The organism is Pseudoroseicyclus sp. CXY001, from assembly GCF_041714655.1.
Classification (GTDB): domain Bacteria; phylum Pseudomonadota; class Alphaproteobacteria; order Rhodobacterales; family Rhodobacteraceae; genus Pseudoroseicyclus_A.
In genome coordinates this window covers 1,205,639-1,226,284 of sequence record NZ_CP168219.1, presented here as the reverse complement: position 1 = coordinate 1,226,284, position 20,646 = coordinate 1,205,639, and the positions used below count along the sequence as shown (strand labels likewise).

At 70.1% G+C, this 20,646-nt stretch carries 18 protein-coding genes and 1 tRNA gene; 10 read left to right on the top strand and 9 right to left on the bottom strand.

Annotated elements, in window-relative coordinates; all coding sequences use genetic code 11:
• Window positions 1–19: 19 nt before the first annotated feature.
• Together ACAZ03_RS06055 and otsB are read right to left on the bottom strand one after the other, a co-directional pair.
• Window positions 20–1,423 (bottom strand): trehalose-6-phosphate synthase, encoded by a 1,404-nt coding sequence (locus tag ACAZ03_RS06055; RefSeq protein ID WP_373356517.1) that lies wholly within the window; start codon window positions 1,421–1,423, stop codon window positions 20–22.
• Window positions 1,424–1,427: 4 nt separating this feature from the next.
• On the bottom strand, window positions 1,428–2,195 hold the full coding sequence (otsB, locus tag ACAZ03_RS06050; protein ID WP_373356516.1) for a trehalose-phosphatase: 768 nt from the start codon (window positions 2,193–2,195) through the stop codon (window positions 1,428–1,430).
• Window positions 2,196–2,382: 187 nt separating this feature from the next.
• On the opposite strand from otsB, the gene ACAZ03_RS06045 reads away from it, so the two are divergent.
• A complete protein-coding gene (locus ACAZ03_RS06045) occupies window positions 2,383–3,771 on the top strand; it encodes an MFS transporter (protein ID WP_373356515.1) in 1,389 nt (462 codons plus the stop codon).
• 400 nt (window positions 3,772–4,171) lie between these two features.
• Here ACAZ03_RS06045 and lon read toward each other — a convergent pair whose 3' ends face one another.
• Entirely contained in the window at window positions 4,172–6,583 is a 2,412-nt protein-coding gene (gene lon / locus ACAZ03_RS06040; RefSeq protein WP_373356513.1) for an endopeptidase La, read from the bottom strand.
• 409 nt (window positions 6,584–6,992) lie between these two features.
• Between lon and ACAZ03_RS06035 the strand changes: the two genes are divergently transcribed.
• Complete coding sequence (locus tag ACAZ03_RS06035) at window positions 6,993–7,808, top strand: hypothetical protein (RefSeq protein ID WP_373356512.1); 816 nt, start codon at window positions 6,993–6,995, stop codon at window positions 7,806–7,808.
• Window positions 7,809–7,833: 25 nt separating this feature from the next.
• On the opposite strand, the gene tgt is transcribed toward ACAZ03_RS06035, so the two are convergent.
• Window positions 7,834–8,958, bottom strand: coding sequence for a tRNA guanosine(34) transglycosylase Tgt (tgt, locus tag ACAZ03_RS06030; protein WP_373356511.1), 1,125 nt, complete (start codon window positions 8,956–8,958; stop codon window positions 7,834–7,836).
• A gap of 322 nt (window positions 8,959–9,280) precedes the next feature.
• Between tgt and ACAZ03_RS06025 the strand changes: the two genes are divergently transcribed.
• The 4 genes from ACAZ03_RS06025 to arsC are packed head-to-tail and all read left to right on the top strand — an operon-like array spanning window position 9,281 to window position 11,236.
• The gene (locus tag ACAZ03_RS06025; protein ID WP_373356510.1) at window positions 9,281–9,760 is read left to right on the top strand and encodes a hypothetical protein; all 480 of its coding nucleotides are present in this window, start codon (window positions 9,281–9,283) and stop codon (window positions 9,758–9,760) included.
• Between the two features lie 53 nt (window positions 9,761–9,813).
• On the top strand, window positions 9,814–10,149 hold the full coding sequence (locus ACAZ03_RS06020) for an ArsR/SmtB family transcription factor (RefSeq protein WP_373356509.1): 336 nt from the start codon (window positions 9,814–9,816) through the stop codon (window positions 10,147–10,149).
• Window positions 10,146–10,802 carry an aquaporin gene (locus tag ACAZ03_RS06015; protein WP_373356507.1) on the top strand — a complete coding sequence of 219 codons (657 nt, stop codon included), beginning with the start codon at window positions 10,146–10,148 and terminating at the stop codon, window positions 10,800–10,802. Before ACAZ03_RS06020 ends, ACAZ03_RS06015 begins: the two co-directional genes overlap by 4 nt.
• On the top strand, window positions 10,799–11,236 hold the full coding sequence (gene arsC, locus ACAZ03_RS06010) for an arsenate reductase (glutaredoxin) (protein WP_373356506.1): 438 nt from the start codon (window positions 10,799–10,801) through the stop codon (window positions 11,234–11,236). Before ACAZ03_RS06015 ends, arsC begins: the two co-directional genes overlap by 4 nt.
• 23 nt (window positions 11,237–11,259) lie before the next feature.
• Here the strand turns inward: arsC and ACAZ03_RS06005 are convergent, their stop codons facing one another.
• Complete coding sequence (locus tag ACAZ03_RS06005) at window positions 11,260–12,159, bottom strand: EamA/RhaT family transporter (protein WP_373356505.1); 900 nt, start codon at window positions 12,157–12,159, stop codon at window positions 11,260–11,262.
• Between the two features lie 18 nt (window positions 12,160–12,177).
• Entirely contained in the window at window positions 12,178–13,077 is a 900-nt protein-coding gene (locus ACAZ03_RS06000) for a fatty acid desaturase (protein ID WP_373356504.1), read from the bottom strand.
• A gap of 126 nt (window positions 13,078–13,203) precedes the next feature.
• Here ACAZ03_RS06000 and ACAZ03_RS05995 point away from each other — a divergent pair, with 126 nt between their 5' ends.
• Complete coding sequence (locus tag ACAZ03_RS05995; RefSeq protein WP_373356503.1) at window positions 13,204–14,043, top strand: helix-turn-helix domain-containing protein; 840 nt, start codon at window positions 13,204–13,206, stop codon at window positions 14,041–14,043.
• Between the two features lie 87 nt (window positions 14,044–14,130).
• Here ACAZ03_RS05995 and ACAZ03_RS05990 read toward each other — a convergent pair whose 3' ends face one another.
• Window positions 14,131–14,601, bottom strand: coding sequence for a lipocalin (locus ACAZ03_RS05990; protein WP_373356502.1), 471 nt, complete (start codon window positions 14,599–14,601; stop codon window positions 14,131–14,133).
• Window positions 14,601–15,632 (bottom strand): aldo/keto reductase, encoded by a 1,032-nt coding sequence (locus tag ACAZ03_RS05985; protein ID WP_373356501.1) that lies wholly within the window; start codon window positions 15,630–15,632, stop codon window positions 14,601–14,603. The genes ACAZ03_RS05990 and ACAZ03_RS05985 overlap by 1 nt, the downstream gene beginning before the upstream one ends.
• A gap of 269 nt (window positions 15,633–15,901) precedes the next feature.
• Here ACAZ03_RS05985 and ACAZ03_RS05980 point away from each other — a divergent pair, with 269 nt between their 5' ends.
• Entirely contained in the window at window positions 15,902–17,155 is a 1,254-nt protein-coding gene (locus tag ACAZ03_RS05980) for an MFS transporter (RefSeq protein WP_373356500.1), read from the top strand.
• On the opposite strand, the gene ACAZ03_RS05975 is transcribed toward ACAZ03_RS05980, so the two are convergent.
• Window positions 17,152–18,315 (bottom strand): hypothetical protein, encoded by a 1,164-nt coding sequence (locus ACAZ03_RS05975; RefSeq protein ID WP_373356499.1) that lies wholly within the window; start codon window positions 18,313–18,315, stop codon window positions 17,152–17,154. The two genes, ACAZ03_RS05980 and ACAZ03_RS05975, sit on opposite strands and share 4 nt — an antisense overlap.
• A 241-nt stretch (window positions 18,316–18,556) precedes the next feature.
• Between ACAZ03_RS05975 and metG the strand changes: the two genes are divergently transcribed.
• Window positions 18,557–20,266, top strand: coding sequence for a methionine--tRNA ligase (gene metG, locus ACAZ03_RS05970; RefSeq protein ID WP_373356498.1), 1,710 nt, complete (start codon window positions 18,557–18,559; stop codon window positions 20,264–20,266).
• A gap of 85 nt (window positions 20,267–20,351) precedes the next feature.
• Window positions 20,352–20,428, top strand: a tRNA-His gene (locus ACAZ03_RS05965).
• Window positions 20,429–20,646: the final 218 nt, after the last annotated feature.

Here is a 20,646-nt window from a genome sequence, read left to right as displayed (position 1 = left end):
GCGGCAGCCGCGCCCGGGTTCAAGTCGTCTCTTGCTCGCGGTCGCTCTCTTCTTCCCTCTGCGAGGGGCGGCGGGGGCGCTCGAGCCAGGAGAGGCAGGATTCGCACCAGGCCGAGACGTTCTCGGTCATCACCCCCTTGCGCAGCGCCGCATGGCGCCGCTTGCGCTCCTCCATCGGCATGGCCAGCGCGGTGGCGATGGCGCGGGCGATGTCGCCGGGGTCATAGGGGTTGATCATCAGCGCCTCGCCCATCTGCTCCGCCGCGCCGGCGGTGCGAGACAGGATGAGGACGCCCGGATCCTCCGGGTCCTGCGCGGCGACATATTCCTTGGCGACGAGGTTCATCCCGTCGGCCAGCGAGGTGACGAGCCCGATCCGCGCCACCCGGTAGAGCGCCGCCAGCGTCTCGCGCGGGACGGGCCGGTGGATGTAGCGAATGGGCGTCCAGTCGAGCTCGGTATGCGCGCCGTTGATCTTGCCGGAGATCGCCTCGAGCTCGTCGCGGATCTCGGCATAGGCCGTGACATCCTCGCGGGTCGGCGGCGCGATCTGAAGGAGCGAGACGCGCCGGTCCCCCTCCTCGCTCTTGTCGAGGAAAAGCCCGAAGCCGCGAAAGCGGTTGGGCAGGCCCTTGGAATAGTCCAGCCGGTCGACCCCGATGATGATGTCCTCCCGCGGGGAGAGGTTGAGAAGGCTCCGCCCGTCGGCCTTGGTGGCCAGCTCGGCGAAGCGCTCGGCGTCGATGCCGATGGGGAAGGACAGGACGTCGAGCTTGCGTTTGCCGATGCGGATGCGCCCGTCGAGCATGATCTGCCCCTTGCCGGAGGCACGGAAGGTCTCGAGGCAGCGGGCCACATCGGCCTGGGTCTGCAGGCCCACGAGATCGAAGGCCGCGATCCAGCTCAGGAAATCGTCCCGCTCGCTCAGTGCATCGAGGTCGCTGCCATGGGGGAAGGGGATGTGCAGGAAGAGGCCGATCCGGCAGGTGACGCCCTCGGCGCGGAGCGCCGCGGCAAGCGGGAGGAAATGGTAATCCTGCACCCAGATGCGGTCTTCCGGCGTCGCGATCTGCGCGATCATCCGGGCGACGCGCTGGTTGAGGCGCACATAGCCCGGGGCATAGCTAGGCTCCATCGCCAGAAGGTCGGCCCGGTGATGGCAGAGCGGCCAGAGGACGGAATTGGCATAGCCGAGATAATGCGTCCGGTGATCTTCCTCCGAAACGCGGAAGGCCTTCTTTTCATAGGAGTCCGACGGCAGGTCGATGAACTCCTCGCCCGCCTCGTCCACCACCTCGGGATGGGCACCGATCCACAGGCCGCCGCGCTCGCTCAGGGCCTCGTGGATGGCCACGACCAGCCCGCCCGACGGAACGTCCCCCATCGGGATGCGGTTCGAGACGACGATGAGCCGGCCGGTCATGTGGTCAGGTCCTTTCTAGCCATGCGCCAAGGAGGGCGCGGAATTCGGACGGGGTGTCGAGGTAGAGGGTCGCGGCGCTGTCGCCGTCGCCGACCTTGAGGGCGAGGCCGCCCCGGGAGATCGCCTCCTCCATCATCGCCTCGTCGGTTCTGTCGTCACCGGCCGCGAAGGGCGTGCGGCCGGCGAAGGTCTCGTCCAGCAGAGCCGCGACCGCCGCGCCCTTGGAGACGCCTTCGGGATGCAGCTCCAGCGCCATCTTGGCGTGGTGGAGCACGAAGCCCTCATGGGCCGTCACCAGCGCCGCCATCTCTTCCTCCGCCGGCTTCAGCAGCTCGGGCGCCTGGCGGAAGTGCAGGACGATCGACACGGGCTTGTCCTCGACGAGGACGCCGGGATGCGCCTCCGCCCAGCCCCGCGCCGCGGTCTTCACCGCCTCGAGTTCCGGCCCGTCCGCGGCCGAATGCCGCTCGAACCTGCCGCCGATGCGCCGCTCGGCGCCATGCGAGCCGACGACATCGCCCGGGAAGTCGGGCAGGAACCTGTCGAGATCAGAGACCTTGCGGCCCGAGATCAGCGCCGTCGCCCCGCCCGTTCGCTCATGGAGCCGCGTCAGCAGCGCCGAGAGGTCGGCGGGAACATGGATGCCGTCCGGCGTTTCGGCCAGGTCGACCAAGGTTCCATCGAAGTCGAGGAAGACGGCCGCCTCACCAAGGGCTGGCAGGAGAAGCGGGTCTGGCGAAGCGGGGCGTTTGTGTCTGGCAGCTAAGGTCATGATGATGCGTACGCCCGCAATTGTCCCTCCGGCGTGTCGCGATGACAACATTCTGCGCCGCGGAATGGTTCCATTTTTCGCAAATGCACAGTTCTCTGGCGCCAGAGAGGCCCCGACGCGCAGTCCTTGACCTCAACTTAGGTTGAGACTGCACTCTGGCAAGGCCCTGATTCGAAAGCCCGGACCGATGAGCGCCACCATTGCCGACCCCGCCGCCCCATCCCTCTTCGCCCCCGGGGCACGGGGGGCGATCCTGCTCATCTCCGCCGGGATCGGCATGCATGCCTTCAACGATCTCGCCATCACGGCCTCGCTGCCGCTGGCGCTCGAGGGGCTGGGCGCGCTCGGGCGCCTGCCCCTGCTCTATGCGCTCTATTTCATCGCCGTGGTGGCCGGCGGGCTCACGTCGGCGCAGCTCCGCGCGCATGTGGGGGCGCGGGCGCTGGGGGTAGGCGCCTGCACGGCCTTCCTCAGCGGCCTCTTCCTGATGGCGGCAGCGCCGGGGCCGGCGGCCTTCATCGCCGGGCGGGCGCTGCAGGGGCTGTCGGACGGGCTGATTGTGGCGCTCTGCTACGGGCTCATCCCCGAGATGTTCCGCCAGAGCCTGCTGCTTAAGGTCTTCGCGGTGGAATCGGTCGTCTGGGCCTCGGCGGCGGTGATCGGCCCGGCGGTGGGCGGGCTGGCGACGGAGCTCGTCGGCTGGCGCTCGGCGATGCTGGTGGCGGCGCCGCTGGCGCTCCTCTTCCTCGGCTGCGCGCTCGGCGTCCTCGACGGCAGCCGCGGCGCCCCGCCCCGGCGGCTGGCGGCGCTGATGCCGGTGGGGCTCTGCCTCGCCGGAGCGGCGCTCTTCGCGCTGGCGGGCGAGGTGCCGGGCGGCGCGCTTCTGGCGCTGCCCGCGGGGCTCGCGCTCGTGGCGCTGGCCTTCCGCATCGACGGGCGCTGGGCGGAGCGCTTCTTCCCGGTCGGCGCCTTCGGCGGAGGAGACGTCGGGCGCGGCACCTGGCTGATCCTCCTCATGCCGGTCGGCCATGCGGTGAGCCAGGTGTTCCTCGCCTTCGCCGTCCACGAGATCTGGGGCCTCTCGCCGGTCTGGGTCGGCTTCATCATCGTGGTGCTGGCGCTCTCCTGGAGCGGCACGGCCTTCGCCATCGGCCAGCTCGGCGACCGCGCGACTTTCCAGCGGCTCCTGCGCCTCGCACCGCTCCTGCAGGTGGCCGGCGCCGTGGCGCTGGGGGTGGCGCTGGCGAGCGGGGTGCTGCCGCTCCTGATCCTCGGTCAGGTGCTGGTCGGCATGGCCTTCGGCATGACCTGGGGGCCGGCGATGCAGGCGATCATGGCGGCGACGGCGGCGGCGGAGCGCTCGCGCACCTCCTCCTTCATGCCGTCGATCCAGACGGCCGGCAGCGCCCTCGGCGCCGGGATTGCGGGTATGATCGCCGGGGCGACGCATCTGGTGGAGCGGGTGCAGGCCGGCGAGCCGAGCCCCGCCGTGCTCTGGCTCTGGGGCTGCGAAGCCCTGATCGCGCTCCTCGCGTTCTGGGCGGCCCGGAGGATGGTGATCCGGGAGGAGGACTAGGGGCGGGGCGGGCTGTCCCGTAGGGCGGGTTTGTAACCCACCATCCCCCGCAACCATGCGCACCCCCCGCCGCGCAGGGCGAGCGCCGGCCCGGGGGTTGGCGCTCCGACGGCTGGACGGCGCGCTTTATGGTGCAACCCCGCCCTCGCTCTCAGCTCATGCCCGGACCCCACCAGAGCGCCAGCCCGCGGGACGGGCCGGCGCTCGCCCTGCGCCGTGCCGGCGCGTACCGGGCGGGGGAACAGCTCCGGCGTTGCGGGAGTGGTGGTTTACAACCCCCCCTACGGACCGGGAGCGCAGCGCGCCGAAGCAGGCGTAGGGTGGGTTTTCAACCCACCGCCCTCCCGCCCAAAGAAAAAGGCCCGCCACCAGGGCGGGCCTCTCAGTCTCTCCGGCCGGCTCAGTGCGCCATGGCGCCCGGGGCTTCCGGCCTGGCGGCCTGGGCCGCGGCGAGGGCGGCGGCTTCCTCGGCCTCCTCGTCCCAGTCGATGGGTTCGGGCTGGCGCACCAGCGCTGCCTTCAGCACCTCCGAGACGTGCGAGACGGGGATGATCTCCAGCCCCTCCTTCACGTTGTCCGGGATCTCCGGCAGGTCCTTGGCGTTCTCCTCGGGGATGAACACCGTCTTGATCCCGCCCCGGAGCGCCGCCAGCAGCTTCTCCTTCAGCCCGCCGATCGGCATCGCATTGCCGCGCAGCGACACCTCGCCGGTCATGGCGATGTCCTTGCGGATCGGGATCTGCGTCAGCACCGACACGATGGAGGTCACCATGGCGAGGCCCGCCGACGGCCCGTCCTTCGGGGTCGCCCCGTCGGGGACGTGGACGTGGATGTCGAGCTTGTCGAACTTCGGCGGCTTCACCCCGATAGAGGGCGCGATGCTCCGCACATAGGAGCTCGCCGCGTCGATCGATTCCTTCATCACGTCGCCGAGCTTGCCGGTGGTCTTCATCCGGCCCTTGCCGGGCAGCCTCAGCGCCTCGATCTGCAGAAGATCGCCGCCGACGGAGGTCCAGGCGAGGCCGGTGACGACGCCGATCTGGTCTTCCTTCTCGGCAAGGCCGAAGCGGTGGCGCGGCACGCCGAGGTAATCCTCGATGTTCTCCGCCGTCACCTCGACCTTCTCGGTCTCCTTTTTGACCAGCTTGGTCACGGCCTTCCGGGCGATCTTGGCCAGCTCGCGCTCGAGGCTCCGCACCCCCGCCTCGCGGGTATAGGTGCGGATGATCGCCGTCAGCGCAGAATCGTCGACCGCGAACTCCTTCGCCTTCAGGCCATGGTTCTTCATGACCTTGGTCATCAGATGCTGCCGCGCGATCTCGCGCTTCTCGTCCTCGGTGTAGCCCGAGAGCGGGATGATCTCCATCCGGTCGAGGAGCGGCCCCGGCATGTTGTAGCTGTTGGCCGTCGTCAGGAAGAGCACGTTCGAGAGGTCGTATTCGACCTCCAGATAGTGATCGACGAAGCTGCCGTTCTGCTCGGGGTCGAGCACCTCCAGCATGGCCGAGGCCGGGTCGCCGCGGAAATCCTGGCCCATCTTGTCGATTTCATCGAGCAGGATCAGCGGGTTGGTGGTCTTGGCCTTCTTCAGCGCCTGGATGATCTTGCCGGGCATCGAGCCGATATAGGTCCGCCGGTGACCGCGGATCTCCGACTCGTCCCGGACGCCGCCGAGCGAGATGCGGATGAACTCGCGGCCCGTGGCCTTGGCCACCGACTTGCCGAGCGAGGTCTTGCCGACGCCGGGCGGGCCGACGAGGCAGAGGATCGGCCCCTTCAGCTTCTGGCTGCGGGACTGCACGGCGAGATACTCGACGATGCGCTCCTTGACCTTCTCGAGCCCGTAATGGTCGTCGTTGAGGACCTTCTCGGCATGGCCGAGGTCCTTCTTGACGCGGCTCTTGGTGCCCCACGGAACGGAGAGGATCCAGTCGAGGTAATTGCGCACGACGGTCGCTTCCGCCGACATCGGCGGCATCGACTTGAGCTTCTTCACTTCGGCCTCGGCCTTCTCGCGCGCTTCCTTGGAGAGCTTGGTCTCCTCGATGCGCTTCTCGAGCTCGGCCACCTCGCCTTCGCCGTCCTCGCCGTCGCCCAGCTCGCGCTGGATCGCCTTCATCTGTTCGTTGAGGTAATATTCGCGCTGCGTCCGCTCCATCTGGGATTTCACGCGGGTCTTGATCTTCTTCTCGACCTGCAGGACGGACATCTCCCCCTGCATCAGGCCATAGACCTTCTCCAGCCGCTCGGCGACGGAGAGCGTCTCCAGAAGCTCCTGCTTCTGCTGGACCTCGATGCCGAGGTGCCCGGCGACGAGGTCGGCGAGCTTGGCCGGCTCGGTCTCGTCGGTGACGGAGGCGAGCGCCTCCTCGGGGATGTTCTTCTTCACCTTGGCGTAGCGCTCGAATTCCTGCGCGACGGAGGACACGAGGGCACGGACGACCTGCTCGTCGCCGGGGATCTCGGTCAGCCCCGCGGCCTTCGCCTCGAAGAAGCTGTCGTTCTCGACCCATTCGGTGATGCGCACGCGCGACTTGCCCTCGACGAGGAGCTTCACGGTGCCGTCGGGCAGCTTCAGGAGCTGCAGCACATTGGCGAGCACCCCGGCCTTGTAGAGGCCCTTGGTGGTCGGCTCGTCCTCGGACGGGTCCATCTGGCTCGCGATGAGGATCTGCTTGTCATCGGCCATCACGTCTTCCAACGCGCGCACCGATTTCTCCCGCCCGACGAACAGCGGCACGATCATGTGCGGGAAGAGCACGATGTCGCGCAGCGGCAGCACGGGATAGGAGGGGCGAAGGGGGTCGTTCATGCTCGGTTCCTTGTCTGGCAGGCCGGTCTCGCCCCGTTAGCGGCAGCGGTGCCGGCCCCTCTTTTCGGACAGCTCAGGAGAGTGAATCTAGGCGCGCCTGCACGCCGTTCAACCGCCCGGCTCCTGTTGCCGCGCAGCATGCCCCCGCCGGATGGCGGGAGCAAGGGGGCGTCCGGCCCCGGGGCGGCCCCCGCCGAGGCCGCCCGGCAGGGCGGATGAGGGCCCGCGCCCCCTGCCCCCTGCCCGCCCCGCGAGAAAATGCCCGGCCGGCGTCATCGCCCTGCCTCGCATGCGCCGCATTGCCCGGCGATTGACCGGGAACGGAGCCAAAGCGCCCCGAACAAGGGGCCCCGCGCGGCCCCGGCACCAGGAAGATCGCGGAGCGAGACGACCTATGTGGATGCGCATCATGCGCCAGAGACGACGGCTGCTGGTCGGAACGATCGGCGTCGTGATCGGGGCAATCCTGCTCTTCGGCGGCGGCGTCGAGACGCAGCTCACCGGCCTCGCCATGGCGCTCGGCTCCGCCGCCATCGTCACCTTCGCGCCGCGGCTGCGCCACTGGGTCGAGGCGCTCGGCCTCGGCGTGCCGCTGGGCGCGCTCCTGCCCGTCGACGATGCCGTCCTGCCCGGCGCCATCCTCCTCGTCACCGTGCTCTTCCAGCGCTTCTTCTCGGACCGCTCGCTGAACGGCCTGCCCTTCCGCGTCTCGCTCACCTCGCGGCGCTCCGTCTGCTTCGACGCCCCCGCCAACGAGATCTGGACCCGGCTGATCCCCGGCGAGAGCCACCCCGAGGATCACTGGACCGGCACGCTCATGGATTTCGACCGCGACGCGGAAGATGCCGACACGCTGCATCTGCGCTATCGCAACGCCGCCGGGCTCTTCGACGAGGTGACCGTCACCTTCCTCGACTGCACCTGGCCCAGCCATTGCCGCTATTACATCGAGCGGAGCGAGGGCCATTTCTTCGAGGAATCGGTGATGGACATCCGCTTCACCGAGCTGGAGAGCGGCCAGACCCGCATCGACAGCGAATTGCGCCACGAGCCCCTGCCCCTTCGCGCCGCGCTCGCCCGCTGGTTCGACGACAGTTTCGGCGATGAATGGGACAGTTTCGCAGCCTCCATCGCCCATCGCTCCGACTGGTCGCTGCACCGGCTGGCGCAGGACGGCGCCGTCCCCCGCGACGACCCCAAGCACGAGGCAAAGGTCATCTGGTAGCGGCGGCTCCCCTGCGACGCCGCCCTCAGAGCCGCTCGATGTCGCCCGCCTCGCGCGTGGCGTGGAAGTCGGTCTCGAAGGCGGCGAAGCGGCCCTCGGCAATGGCGGCGCGCATCCCGGCCATCAGCTCCTGATAGTAATGCAGGTTGTGCCAGGTCAGCAGCATCCCGGCGATCATCTCGCCCGCCCGCACCACATGGTGCAGATAGGCGCGGGAGTAGTTGCGGCAGGCCGGGCAGGTGCAGGCCTCATCCAGCGGGCGGGGATCGTCGGCATGGCGGGCGTTGCGCAGATTGACCTGCCCCCGGCGCGTCCAGGCCTGCCCCGTCCGGCCGGAGCGGGAGGGCAACACGCAATCCATCATGTCGACCCCGCGCTTCACGGCGCCCACGATGTCGTCGGGCTTGCCGACGCCCATGAGGTAGCGCGGCCGGTCCTGCGGCAGCATCCCCGGGGCATAGTCGAGCACGCCGAACATCGCCTCCTGCCCCTCGCCCACCGCGAGGCCGCCGATGGCATAGCCCTCGAAGCCGATGGTCTTGAGCGCCTCGGCGCTTTGCCCCCGCAGATCCTCCGTCACCCCGCCCTGCTGGATGCCGAAGAGCGCATGGCCCGGCCGGTCGCCGAAGGCCTCGCGACTCCGCGCCGCCCAGCGCATCGAGAGGCGCATGGAGGCCTCGACCGCCCCCTCGTCCGCCGGCAGGGCCGGGCATTCGTCAAAGCACATGACGATGTCCGAGCCGAGGAGCCGCTGGATCTCCATCGAGGTCTCGGGCGACAAAAGGTGCTTCGAGCCGTCGATATGGCTCTGGAAGGTGACGCCCTCCTCGGTGAGCTTCCTGAGCCCCGCGAGGCTCATCACCTGAAAGCCGCCTGAATCGGTGAGGATGGGCCTGTCCCAGTTCATGAACCGGTGCAGCCCGCCGAGCCGCGCGACCCGCTCGGCCCCGGGGCGGAGCATCAGGTGATAGGTATTGCCGAGGAGGATATCGGCGCCGGTGGCGGCGACGCTCTCCGGCATCATGGCCTTGACCGTGCCGGCGGTGCCGACCGGCATGAAGGCGGGCGTGCGAATCTCGCCGCGGGGCGTGGCGATGCTGCCCGTCCGGGCGACGCCGTCGGTGGCGGCCAGCGTGAAGGAAAAGCTCATGGGCCGGCTTCTAGCGGATGCGTGGGGGAAGGGAAGGGCCGCGCGCGGGAGCCCGGGCGATCACGTCTTGGTGAGGCCCCGCCCGGCCCGAAAAACCGCAAGGCGACCCTAAGGCAACTTTCCTGCCCCGGCGGCGGGCGCTCCCGGTCGGCGCCATCATTTCGCGGCGCGAAATCGCAACATTCTTCGGAGGCAGCCGCGCGGGCCGGGTCTGGCGTTTCCGCGGCGTCTCCAATCCCGCCCGCCCGGGCCGAAATGTTGATTGCCGCCGCGTGAGCAGAGGCCTAGGGCGCGCCATTCTCCCCTGTCCCGAGTCCGCATCATGCGCCACATTCTTTTCCTCTGCACTGCCAATTCCGCCCGGACATTGATGGCCGAAGCCATCCTCACGGCCGAGGCCCGGGGGCGCATCGAGGCGCATTCCGCCGGGCTCGTCCCCGCCGCAAAAATCAATTCCGGCGCCGCCGAGATCCTGCGCGCCGCCGGGCGCCTGACCCCCGCGATCCGCCCCAAGGGGATCGACATCTTCGGCGCGACTGGCGCGCCGGAGATGGATGTCGTCGTCGCGCTCGCCACCGAGGGGAGAGACCTCCCCGGCCGAACCTGGCGCCTGCCGGGCTCGCCCGAAGTCGTCGAGTGGATCCTGCCCTCCCGCGGGGGGCCCGGCGGCGTCGCGGCGATGACCGACAGCTATCAAAGGCTGATCGGCCGCATGACGCTGGTTGCCAACCTGCCGCTCGAACGGCTCGACCGGCGGGCGCTCTCCGAACGGCTGGCCCTGATTGGCCAGTACGATCGCTGAGGGCGGCCCCGGGGGGGCTTGCGCTCGCCCATGATTTCTATAATTCATGAATCATGGAATTATCAGACGCCACCCGCGCCTTCGCCGCCCTGTCGCAGCCGCCCCGGCTGACGGCGCTCCGCCTGCTGATCGAGGCCGGCCCTGAGGGGCTGACGGCCGGCGCGCTTGCCGAGGGGCTCGGCATGAAGGCGAACACGCTCTCGGCCAACCTCTCGGTGCTTCTCGGCGCCGGGCTCGTCCTCAACCGCCGCGAAGGCCGCTCGGTGCGCTATTTTGCGGCGATGGGGCAGGTTTCGGCCGTGATCTCCTACCTGATGGAAGAGTGCTGCGGCGGCCGGCCGGAGCTCTGCCGCCCCGCCATCGCCGCGGCGACGGGAGAGGCGGCATGAGCACCCCGCGCCGCCTGACGGCCGAGGCGCTCGGCACCGGCCTGCTCGTCTGCACCGTCGTCGGCTCCGGCATCATGGCCGAGACCCTGACGGAGGACACGGGCCTCGCGCTCCTCGCCAACACGCTGCCGACCGGCGCCATCCTCATGGTGCTGATCACCATCCTCGGCCCCCTCTCGGGCGCGCATTTCAACCCGGCCGTGACGCTGGTCTTCGCGCTCCGCCGCGAGATAGCGGGGATGCTGGCGCTGGCCTATGTGGCGGCGCAGGTGGCGGGCGGCATCGTCGGCACCTTCGCGGCCCATGCGATGTTCGCGCAGCCGGTGCTGCAGGCCTCGCTGCATGTCCGCACCGGCGGCGCGCAGTGGTTCGCCGAGGCCCTCGCCGCCTTCGGGCTGGTGCTGACCATCCTCGGCGGGCTCCGCAGCCGGCCGGAGGCGGTGCCGGTGCTCGTCGGGCTCTACATCACGGCGGCCTACTGGTTCACTGCCTCGACCTCCTTCGCCAATCCGGCCGTCGCCATCGCGCGGAGCCTCACCGACACCTTCTCCGGCATCCGCCCCGCGGATCTGCCGGGCTTCATCATCGCCGAATGCGCCGGCGCCGTGCTGGCGGCGGGCTTCTGCGGCTGGCTGTTCAGGGAGCGGACATGAGCACCGATTCAGTTGTCATTCACCACAATCCGGACTGCGGCACCTCCCGCAATGTCCTGAGGATCATCGAGGCGGCGGGCTATGCGCCCGAGGTGGTGCTTTATCTGGAGGAAGGCTGGACCCGCCCGCAGCTCCTCGCCCTCTTCGCCGCCGCGGGGCTGACCCCGCGCGAGGCGCTCCGGGTCTCGAAGACCCCGGCGGAACAGCTGGGGCTGACCGCCGAGGGGGTGAGCGATGAGGCGATCCTCGCGGCCATGCTGGAGCATCCGATCCTCGTGAACCGCCCCATCGTCGCGACGGCGAAGGGAGTGAAGCTCTGCCGGCCCTCGGGCGAGGTGCTGGACCTTCTGGAGCGCTGGCCGGAGGGGCCCTTCGCGAAGGAAGACGGCGATCTGGTGATCGACGCGGAAGGCAGGCGCGTCGCGGGAGCCTGAGCGCCCGGAATTCGCGCCGGCCTCTACGCGAGCAGCACCAGCGCCACGATCGAGCCGGTGAGCAGCGCCATGCCCTGCCATTCCCGCGGGCTGATGACCTCGCCGAACCAGAGCGCCGAGAGCGCGATGGAGAAGATCAGCTCCACCTGCCCCACGGCATTCACATAGCCGACGGTCTGGAGCGTGAAGGCCGTGAACCAGCAGAAGGAGCCGGCGAGCGAGGTGGCGCCGGTGATGAGGCCGACGCGCCAGCCGGCGAAGACCTTCGCCAGCTCCGCCCGGTTCCGCCAGAGGAGGAAGAGCCCGAGCCCCAACGCCTGCGCGGCGGTGACGCACATCAGCGTCACCAGCGCCCGGAGCACGGCATCGCCCGAGGGCAGCGCCAGCGAGGCGCCGCGATAGCCGACGCCGGCGAGCCCGAAAAGGAGGCCCGAGAGCAGCCCCAGCCCCGCCGCCGGATGCACGAGCCGCCGCCATCCGGCCCCGAGCGCTGGCGTGTCGGTGAGGAGGAGGACTCCCCCGAAGCCCAGCAGCATTGCCGCGAAGCCGGCCCAGCTCACCCCCTCCCCAAGCAGCACCCAGCCGACGAGGACGCTCATGAGCACCTCGGTCTTCTTCAGCGTCATGCCGACGGCGAAGTTGCGCATCGAGAAGAGCGTCACCGTGCAGACGGTGGCGAGGATCTGCGCCAGCCCCCCGGCGAGCGCATAGGGCCAGAAGCCGGCCGGGATCGCCGGCACGCCCTGCCCGCTCCACCCCGCCCAGGCGAGCATGATCAGCGGCACGGCCGGCGCCGAATAGGCGAAGCGGGCGAAGGTCGCCCCCGAGCTCGAAAATCCCGCCGCCTTCAGATGCCTCTGCGTCGCGAAGCGGACCGACTGGAAGGCGGCGGCGGCGAAGGTGATGAGGATCCAGGGCTCCATGCCGGAGCCCTTGGCACGTCAGCCGCCGCGCCGCCAGAGCGGATGCGGCACCGGATCCTTCCGCGCGAAAAGGTAGCGGCGGAAGACCTCGGCATAGCTGCCGTAGCGGTAATGCTCGTTGCGGCCAAGGTAGCGCGCCGGGTTGGCGCGGTAGAGCCCCGGCAGCCGGTACCACGGCACGCGCGGGTGCATGTGGTGGACGACGTGGAGGTTGTTGTTGAGGAAAAGGAGCGCCAGCGGCCCCTTGTCCTCGATGATGACCGTCCGGGCGCGCACCTTCTCATGCGCCTGATGCTCGAGGAAGGTGCGGATCTTCAGAAGCGACAGGCCGAGATAGGCCGCCGCCAGATAGGCCCAGAGCGGCATCGGCGCGAGTGCGGCGACGATCAGCGCCGCCGCCATGGCCGGCAGATGCTGCGCCCAGGCGCGGGCGACGGCGCGGTCTCCCGCCCGGATGGCCTTGAGGTCGGCGGCGATGAAGGTCGCCGTGCCGATCACCGGGCCGATGAAGAGCCGCCCGATCAGCGTGTTGTTGAAAAGGTAGATGGCCCGGGTGAGGCCCGGCAGCGTCTCCCAGACCGCGCCGTCGAGATAATTCGTCTCGGGGTCGTCGAACGGGTCGGTGAGGAGGGAATCGTGGTGATGCGCGAGGTGGGTGTCGCGGAAACGGGCATAGGGGATGACGAGGGCGAGCGCCGGCCAGACGAGCAGCTCGTTGGCCCAGCGCGCCTTGAACGGGTGCCCGTGGATCGCCTCGTGCTGGAGCGAGGCGTGCTGCGCGATGGCCCAGCCGGCCAGCGGCACGGCGAGCCAGAGGCTGATCTCGGCCAGCCAGAAGAGCGCTGCCGCCCAGGCAGCATAGGTGAGGGCCAGAAGGCCCAGGGTCGGCCATTCGACCGCATCCCGCCTCAATGTCATCTCGTTCCCCTAAGCCGCTGTCCCTTCGCGGCTTTTACTGGAAGCTACATGAAAGATGCCTTTCCGCAGAGGCCGGGGATGCGCACCATTCCTTGAACATCGTTTTGTTTTGTCACCATATGGGACATGGATAAACGAGACCGCGCCCTCATCTTCCGCGACAGGCTCCATCGGGCGATGGAGGATCAGGGCATGAGCCAGGCCCGACTCGCCCGGCTGATCGGCTCTGACCGCTCGACGATCTCGCAGCTTTTGGCGGAGGGCAACACGCGGCTCCCCAATGCGCAGCTCGTCGGCGAATGCGCGACGGCGCTCGGCATCTCGTCGGACTGGCTCCTCGGCCTCACGAACCGCCGCGAGCGCGCGGCGGACCTCGTGGCGGCGGCGATCTCGATGACGGAGGCGCCCCGGGCGCTGATCGACGAGCGAATCTTCGCCTGGCACCGCGAGGCGGCGGGCTACAAGATCCGCCATGTGCCGGCGGCCCTGCCTGACATGCTGAAGCTGCCGGAGCTGATGGCCTGGGAATACGAGCCGTCGCTCGGGCGGACGACGGAGCAGGCCATCGGCGCCTCGGCCGACCGGCTCGCCTGGATGCGGCAGAGCCAGTCGGATTACGAGATCGCCATGCCGCTGCACGAGCTGACCACCTTCGCGCGGGGAGAGGGCTATTACGCGGGGCTCCCGGAGGAGATCCGCCGCGCCCAGATCGCCCATCTGCAGCGGCTCCATGCCCAGCTCTACCCGGCACTCCGGCTCTATCTCTTCGACGCGCGGCAGCTCTATTCGGCGCCGGTGACGATCTTCGGGCCGCTCCTTGCCGTGCTCTATCTTGGGCGGAACTACCTGACCTTCCGGGATACCGAGCGCGTCCGGGCGATCACCACGCATTTCGATGCGCTGGTGAAGGCCGCGAGCGTCTCGGCGCGCGACCTGCCGGAATTGCTGGAGGGGCTGATGGGGTGAGGCGCGGGGGATTGCATACCCCGGCCCCCCTGCCCTCCGGGGGCCGAAATGCCCCCGGACCCCCGGAGTATTTGCAAGAAAGCGAGATCAGCCCGGCAGGCGGGTGAGGTCGTAGCCGTTGAAATCGAGCATCTCGCGGGCGGCGGTGAGGAGGTCGCCGCGGCCGGCGACGGCGGGGCGGGTCAGGATGAAGCCGAAGCTCCCGTCCGGCGTGCCGAGGACGGCGATGCGGAAGCTCTCGTCCGCCCAGAGAAGCCAGAGCGGCCCCTCCGGCCCCTCCCAGCGCCCTGGCCCCGCCGGGGTGAGCTGCCAGCCGCCGCCCTGCCAGCCCAGCGCCATCCCTCCGCTGGGGCCGAAGCTGACGCGCACGGGCTGCCCGGCGCCGGGGCCGGGCCCGGGATAGGCCGCCGCCACCTGCCACTCGCCTGCCAAGGCCTGCGGCTCGCCGCGCGTGGTCGAGGCGATGGGGGCGCCGGCGAGGCGGAAGCTCTCCGGTGCCGGCGCCGGCCGGGCACAGGCGGCGAGAGCCAGGAGCAGGAGGAAGGTGGCGGCGCGCATCAATAGGGCATCGGGTGGCGCTTGTGCGCGACCTCGATGTCCTCGATCAGCGCGGGCGAGAGCTCGGTGCCGTAGCCCGCAAGGATGTGCTCGAGCTGCGCATCCGTCCGCGCCCCGATGATCGGACAGACCGGGAAGGGCCGCGTGCCCTGCCAGTTGAGCGCCATGTGAACCGGGTCGATCCCGTGCTTCTCCGCAATCTCCAGATAGGCCGCGACCGTCCCCTCGACCCGTTCCGAGACGCGGCCGCCGAGATCCTTGTTGCGCGTCATCCGGCTGCCCTCCGGCACCGCGCCGCCCTGATACTTGCCGGTCAGATAGCCGGCGGCGAGCGGCGAATAGGACAGGAGCGTCACGCCCTCGTTGACGCTCATCTCGGCCATGTCTGTGTCGTAGAGCCGGCAGAGCAGCGAATATTCGTTCTGCACCGAGACGACGCGGGGGGCGCCCAGCGCCTCGGCCCTGTCGATCCAGCGGCAGGTGCCCCAGGCGCTTTCGTTGGAGAGGCCGAAGGCGCCGATCTTGCCCTCGTCCCTCAGCGCGGCGAGCGCGCCGAGGCAATCGTCCATATGGGCGATGACCTCTTCCCTGTCCTGACCCGAGGGGTCGAAGCGCCAGTTCTGACGGAAGGAATAGGCGCCGCGGTTCGGCCAGTGGAACTGGTAGATGTCGATGTGGTCGGTCTGCAGCCGCTTGAGCGAGGCCTCCACGGCAGTGCGCACCGCCACCCCGTCGATCGGCGCGCCGTCCCGCGCCACGCCGCCGGCGCCGGTGATCTTGGTGGCGATCTTCCAGCCCTGGCGCCCGTGCGTCGCGATCCAGCTGCCGATGACCTCCTCCGTGCGGCCCAAGGTCTCCTTCGTCACCGGGGCGACGGGATACATCTCGGCCGTGTCGAGGAAATCCATGCCGAAGTCGCGGGCGCGGGAGAGCTGGCGATGCGCCTCCGCCTCGTCCGTCTGGCTGCCGAAGGTCATGGTGCCGAAGCACCAGTCCGACACCTCGAGGGTGCCGATCATGCGTCGTTTCATATCCGTCCCGTCCCTGGTTCGGGCGGCAGGGTAAGGATGGGGGCGCCGGGGGCAAGGGGGAGGTGGCGGCAGCAGGGCATTCGGTCGGGGCCGGCCGCGCCGGATCGGGCCACGCGCCGGATCGGGCCGGGGCCGATGTCCATATGGATATCGTGGGCGGAGACCCTGTGGCTTCCGCCCCCCCCCTGCCGCGCGCCACCCATTTTCGCCCGGACCTGTCGCTTTTCGCCTAGCGCCCGCGCGCCAATCGGCGCAGGTCTGGGGCCACGATGCGCCTGATGCTGACCTTCCTGCCGCTCCTTCTGTCGGTGACGCTCCTGCAGCTCTCCTCGGGGGGCGTCGGCCCGCTCGATGCGCTGACGGGCCTGTCGGCGGGCTTCTCGACCGGGGCCGTCGGCCTTCTCGGCTCGGCGCATTTCCTCGGCTTCTTCGCCGGCTGCTGGTGGGCGCCACGGCTCATGGGCGCCGTCGGCCATGCCCGCGCCTATGCCGGCTTCACCGCGCTCGGCGCCATCGGCCTGACCGCCCATATCCTCGTCACCGACGACATCGCCTGGACGATCATGCGCATGGCGACGGGCCTCTGCGTCGCCGGCTGCTACACGGTCATCGAGGCCTGGCTCATGGCCCGGCTGACGAACGAGACGCGCGGGCGCGCCATGGGATCGTACCGGGTCGTCGACATCTCGGCCTCGCTCGTCGCGCAGTTCATGATCGGCGGGCTGGCCGACATGCCGACCTATACCGCCTATGCACTGCTCTCGATCCTCTGCTGCGCCTCGATCCTGCCGCTGGCCGTGACCCGGATGCCGGCGCCCGAGGCGCCGCCGGCCGGGCGGCTCCGCCCCGGGCTGGCCTGGCGCTGCTCGCCGCTTGCGGTGGCCGCCGTGCTCGTCTCGGCCGTCTCGGGCGCCTCGTTCCGGATGGTCGGGCCGATCTACGGGCAGGAGGTGGGCCTGAAGGCCTCCGAGATCGGGCTTTTCCTCGCCATCTATGTCGGCGGCGGCGGGCTGGCGCAGCTCCCCGCCGGCTGGCTGGCGGACAGATACGACCGGCGGCATGTGCTGCTCGGCCTTTCGGTGGCGGCCACCATCGCCTGCGGCGCGGCGGTGCTGGCGGCCATCGGAGGGCGGGGGGCGATCATGGCGGCGGCGGCGCTCTTCGGCGCGGTGACCGTGCCGATCTATTCCGTCGCCACCGCCCATGCCCATGATTTCGCCAGTTCCGAGGAGCGGGTCGAGCTCTCCGCCGCGCTCATGTTCTTCTACGCCGTCGGCGCCATCGCCGCGCCCTGGAGCACCTCGGCGCTGATCTCGGCCCTCGGGCCCTACGCGCTTTTCCTCGTCATCGCCCTCGCCCATGTGGCGCTCGTCGCCTTCGCGACCGTGCGGATGCGCTCGCGCCCGGCGGAGACGAAGACGGCCTATGCCTATGCGCCGCGCACCTCCTTCCTCATCGGCTGGCTGACGCGGAAGGAGCGGGAGGAGCGGCGTAAGGCCCCGAGCGAGGCGCCCGAGCGCTAGAGCGCGAAGGCCGGCGCCCAGTCGTGGAGCCTCCGGCCGGGGATGAGGATCGACGGCACGGCCGCGACCGAGCGGAGCGCCCCGCCCCCCAGCGCCGCATGCGGATGGCCGCTGCGGGTGCCCCGGCTCCAGGGCGCATAGGCATAGCTGAGGCCCCCGGGGCCGGCGGGCGCAGCGAGCGTGATCTCGACCTCGTGGCCGGAAGCCGCGACCTCCGCCACCTCGCCCCGCGCCATGGCAAAGCCGTGCCGTCCGGCGGGCGGGTCGGGGTCGAGCGTCAGCTCGGGGCCGGTGAAGGCGAGGCGGAGGCGCGTGCCCTCTGCCTCGGCCCTCGCCAGCTCCGGCAGCGCGCGGGGGGTGCCGGAGAGCTGCCCGGCGATGGCGCGCCCCAGCACCTCGCCGAGCAGCGCCTTGCCCTCGGCGCTGTAATGCACGCCGTCGGCGAGCGGCCAGGGATAGGCGGCGGCGGCGAGGCTCGCGTCGGGGCGCGCCCGGGCGATGTCGGCCAGCGCGAGGCGGTTCGGCCAGGCATTGCCCGCCCCCTCCGCCCCCGGCCCCGCGGCCTGCACGAGATGCCAGTGGAGCGGCAGCGCCAGGGGCGCGAGCACCTCGGCCACCTGATCCATCATCTCGTGCAGGAGCCCCACATAGGTGCCGCGCTCCATCCGCCGCTCGCTCTCGCCATGGGCGAAGACGAAGGCGATGGCGCCGACCTCGGGCCCCTGCCCCGCCGCGGCCTCGCAGATCTCGGCGATCACCCGTAGCAGGCTCGCGAAGAGCGGCGAGACATCGCCGGCGCAGGTCCTGAGGAGCCCGTCGACCTCGCGCTCCCCCTGCCGCAGGCCAAGCAGCCGCCGCCCGCCCTTGGCGCCGCTCCTGAGGATGATGCGGGCGGGGGCGGCCTCGCCCATCTCGTGCAGCACCCGCGCCCCGGCGGCGCCGGTCAGCGACATGACCCGCCGCTCGAAGGGGGCGAAGGGGGTGAAGCCGGAGACCGGGCGCTTGGGCGCGAGGCCCATGTGCCCGCGAAACCCGGCGCCGTCATCGGGGATGACGAGCCGCGGGTCCTCCAGCGGTGCGGCCGCAAGCCGCGGGCCGGCATTGTGCACATCGGCATTCGACTGGCCGAAGGCCATGATCAGAAGGCTCTTGTCGCGCACTGCCGGCCTCACCCTTGCCCCGGGGGAGACGATGCCCCGGGTGGGGGGCGGCGGCAAGGGCGGGGCGGGGGGGCCGGCCCGTGCCGGGCCGGGTGGAGGCTCTGCCTCCACACCTCCGAGGTATTTCTGGCCAGATGAAAGGGGATCCGGGAAGGGGGGCGGGGCGGCCGCAACTGACCAGCCGCCACTGGCCACGCGGCCCGGCGAGGGCTAAAGGACCAGTCGAACGACAGGAGAGACCATGGCCCGGCACCTCATCACCTCGGCCCTGCCCTACATCAACGGCATCAAGCATCTCGGGACGCTCGTCGGCAGCCAGCTGCCGGCCGATCTTTATGCCCGCTACCTGCGGGGGCGGGGCCATGAGGTGCTCTTTCTCTGCGCCACCGACGAGCACGGCACCCCGGCGGAGATCGCCGCCGCCAAGGCCGGCCAGCCGGACGCCGACTATTGCGCCGAGATGCACGCGGTGCAGGAAGAGCTGGCGCGCGGCTTCGGGCTCTCCTTCGACCATTTCGGCCGCTCCTCGGGGCCGCAGAACCGGAGGCTGACCCAGCATTTCGCCGCAAGGCTCGCCGAGGCGGGGCTGATCCGCGAGGTCTCGGAGCGGCAGATGTATTCCCATGCCGACGGCCGCTTCCTGCCCGACCGCTATATCGAGGGCACCTGCCCCAACTGCGGCTTCCCCGAAGCGCGGGGCGACCAGTGCGACAATTGCACCAAGCAGCTCGACCCGGTCGACCTGATCGACCCGCATTCGACGATCTCCGGCTCCACCGACCTCGAGATGCGCGAGACCAAGCATCTCTACCTCCGCCAGTCGGCGATGAAGGACGCGCTGAACGACTGGATCGACCGGCAGGAGAGCTGGCCGGTGCTGACCACCTCCATCGCGAAGAAATGGCTGAACGACGGCGAGGGCCTGCAGGACCGGGGCATCACCCGCGACCTCAACTGGGGCGTGCCGGTGCAGAAGGGCGACGAGCCCTGGCCGGGGATGGAGGGCAAGGTCTTCTACGTCTGGTTCGATGCGCCCATCGAATACATCGCCGCGGCGCAGGAATGGGTCGATGCCGGCAAGGGGGACGACTGGGAGCGCTGGTGGCGCACCGACAAAGGGGCGGAGGACGTCCGCTACACCCAGTTCATGGGGAAGGACAACGTGCCCTTCCACACGCTCGGCTTCCCTGTGACGCTGCTCGGCAGCGGCGAGCCGTGGAAGCTCGTCGATTACATCAAGAGTTTCAATTACCTGACCTATGACGGCGGCCAGTTCTCCACCTCGCGGGGGCGCGGCGTCTTCATGGATGCGGCGCTGGAAATCCTGCCGGCCGACACCTGGCGCTGGTGGCTCCTCAGCCACGCGCCCGAGAGCAGCGACAGCGAGTTCACCTGGGAGAATTTCCAGGCCGGGGTGAACAAGGACCTCGCCGATGTCCTCGGCAATTTCGTCAGCCGGATCACCAAGTTCTGCCGGTCGAAGTTCGGCGAGACGGTGCCGGAGGGCGGCGCCTGGGGGCCGGCCGAAGAGGCACTGGCGGAGGAGATCGAGGGACGCCTGCGCGCCTACGAGGCCCAGATGGAGGCGATGGAGGTCCGCAAGGCCTCCGCCGAGCTGCGTGCGCTCTGGGTGGCGGGGAACGAGTATCTGCAAGGCGCGGCGCCCTGGGCGACCTTCAAGGAAGACCCGGAGCGGGCCGCCATGCAGGTGCGGCTGGGGCTCAACCTCGTGCGGCTCTACGCCGTCATCTCGGCGCCCTTCATCCCCTTCACCGCAGCGGTCCTGACGGAGGCGCTGGGGACGGACGGCGCCGCCTGGCCCGGCGCGGCCCGGGAGGCGCTGACGGCGCTGACAGGCGGCGAGGCCTTCACGGTGCCGGAGAACCTTTTCGCCAAGATCACCGACGAGGAGCGCGAGGGCTGGGCCGCGCGCTTCGCCGGCAAGGGCTAGTCAGGGGCCGGGCGGCTTCCCCGAAGGGAGGCCGCCCGGCCGCTCTTGCAATCGTGCGCCCCCTTCGGTAATCGCTGCCCCGCGTGCCGCCTTAGCTCAGTAGGTTAGAGCGCTTGATTGTGGATCAAGAGGTCCCCCGTTCGAGCCGGGGAGGCGGTACCATCTTCCAGACATTGCGGGCAACGGTGGGCCCACGGAGATCGCAGGATTCCCGTGCAGAACGCCTGTGGCCTACGGCTAGCCCGGCGACAGCGCGCCGCCCTTGCCGGCAAACCCCCGCCCGCGCTAATCTGAGTACGGGCGCCCCGGCCGCCCGCCGCTCGCCTCCCCTCCGCGGGAGATGGTGAAGGCCCGGGATCTGCCAGATCATGGACATGCCC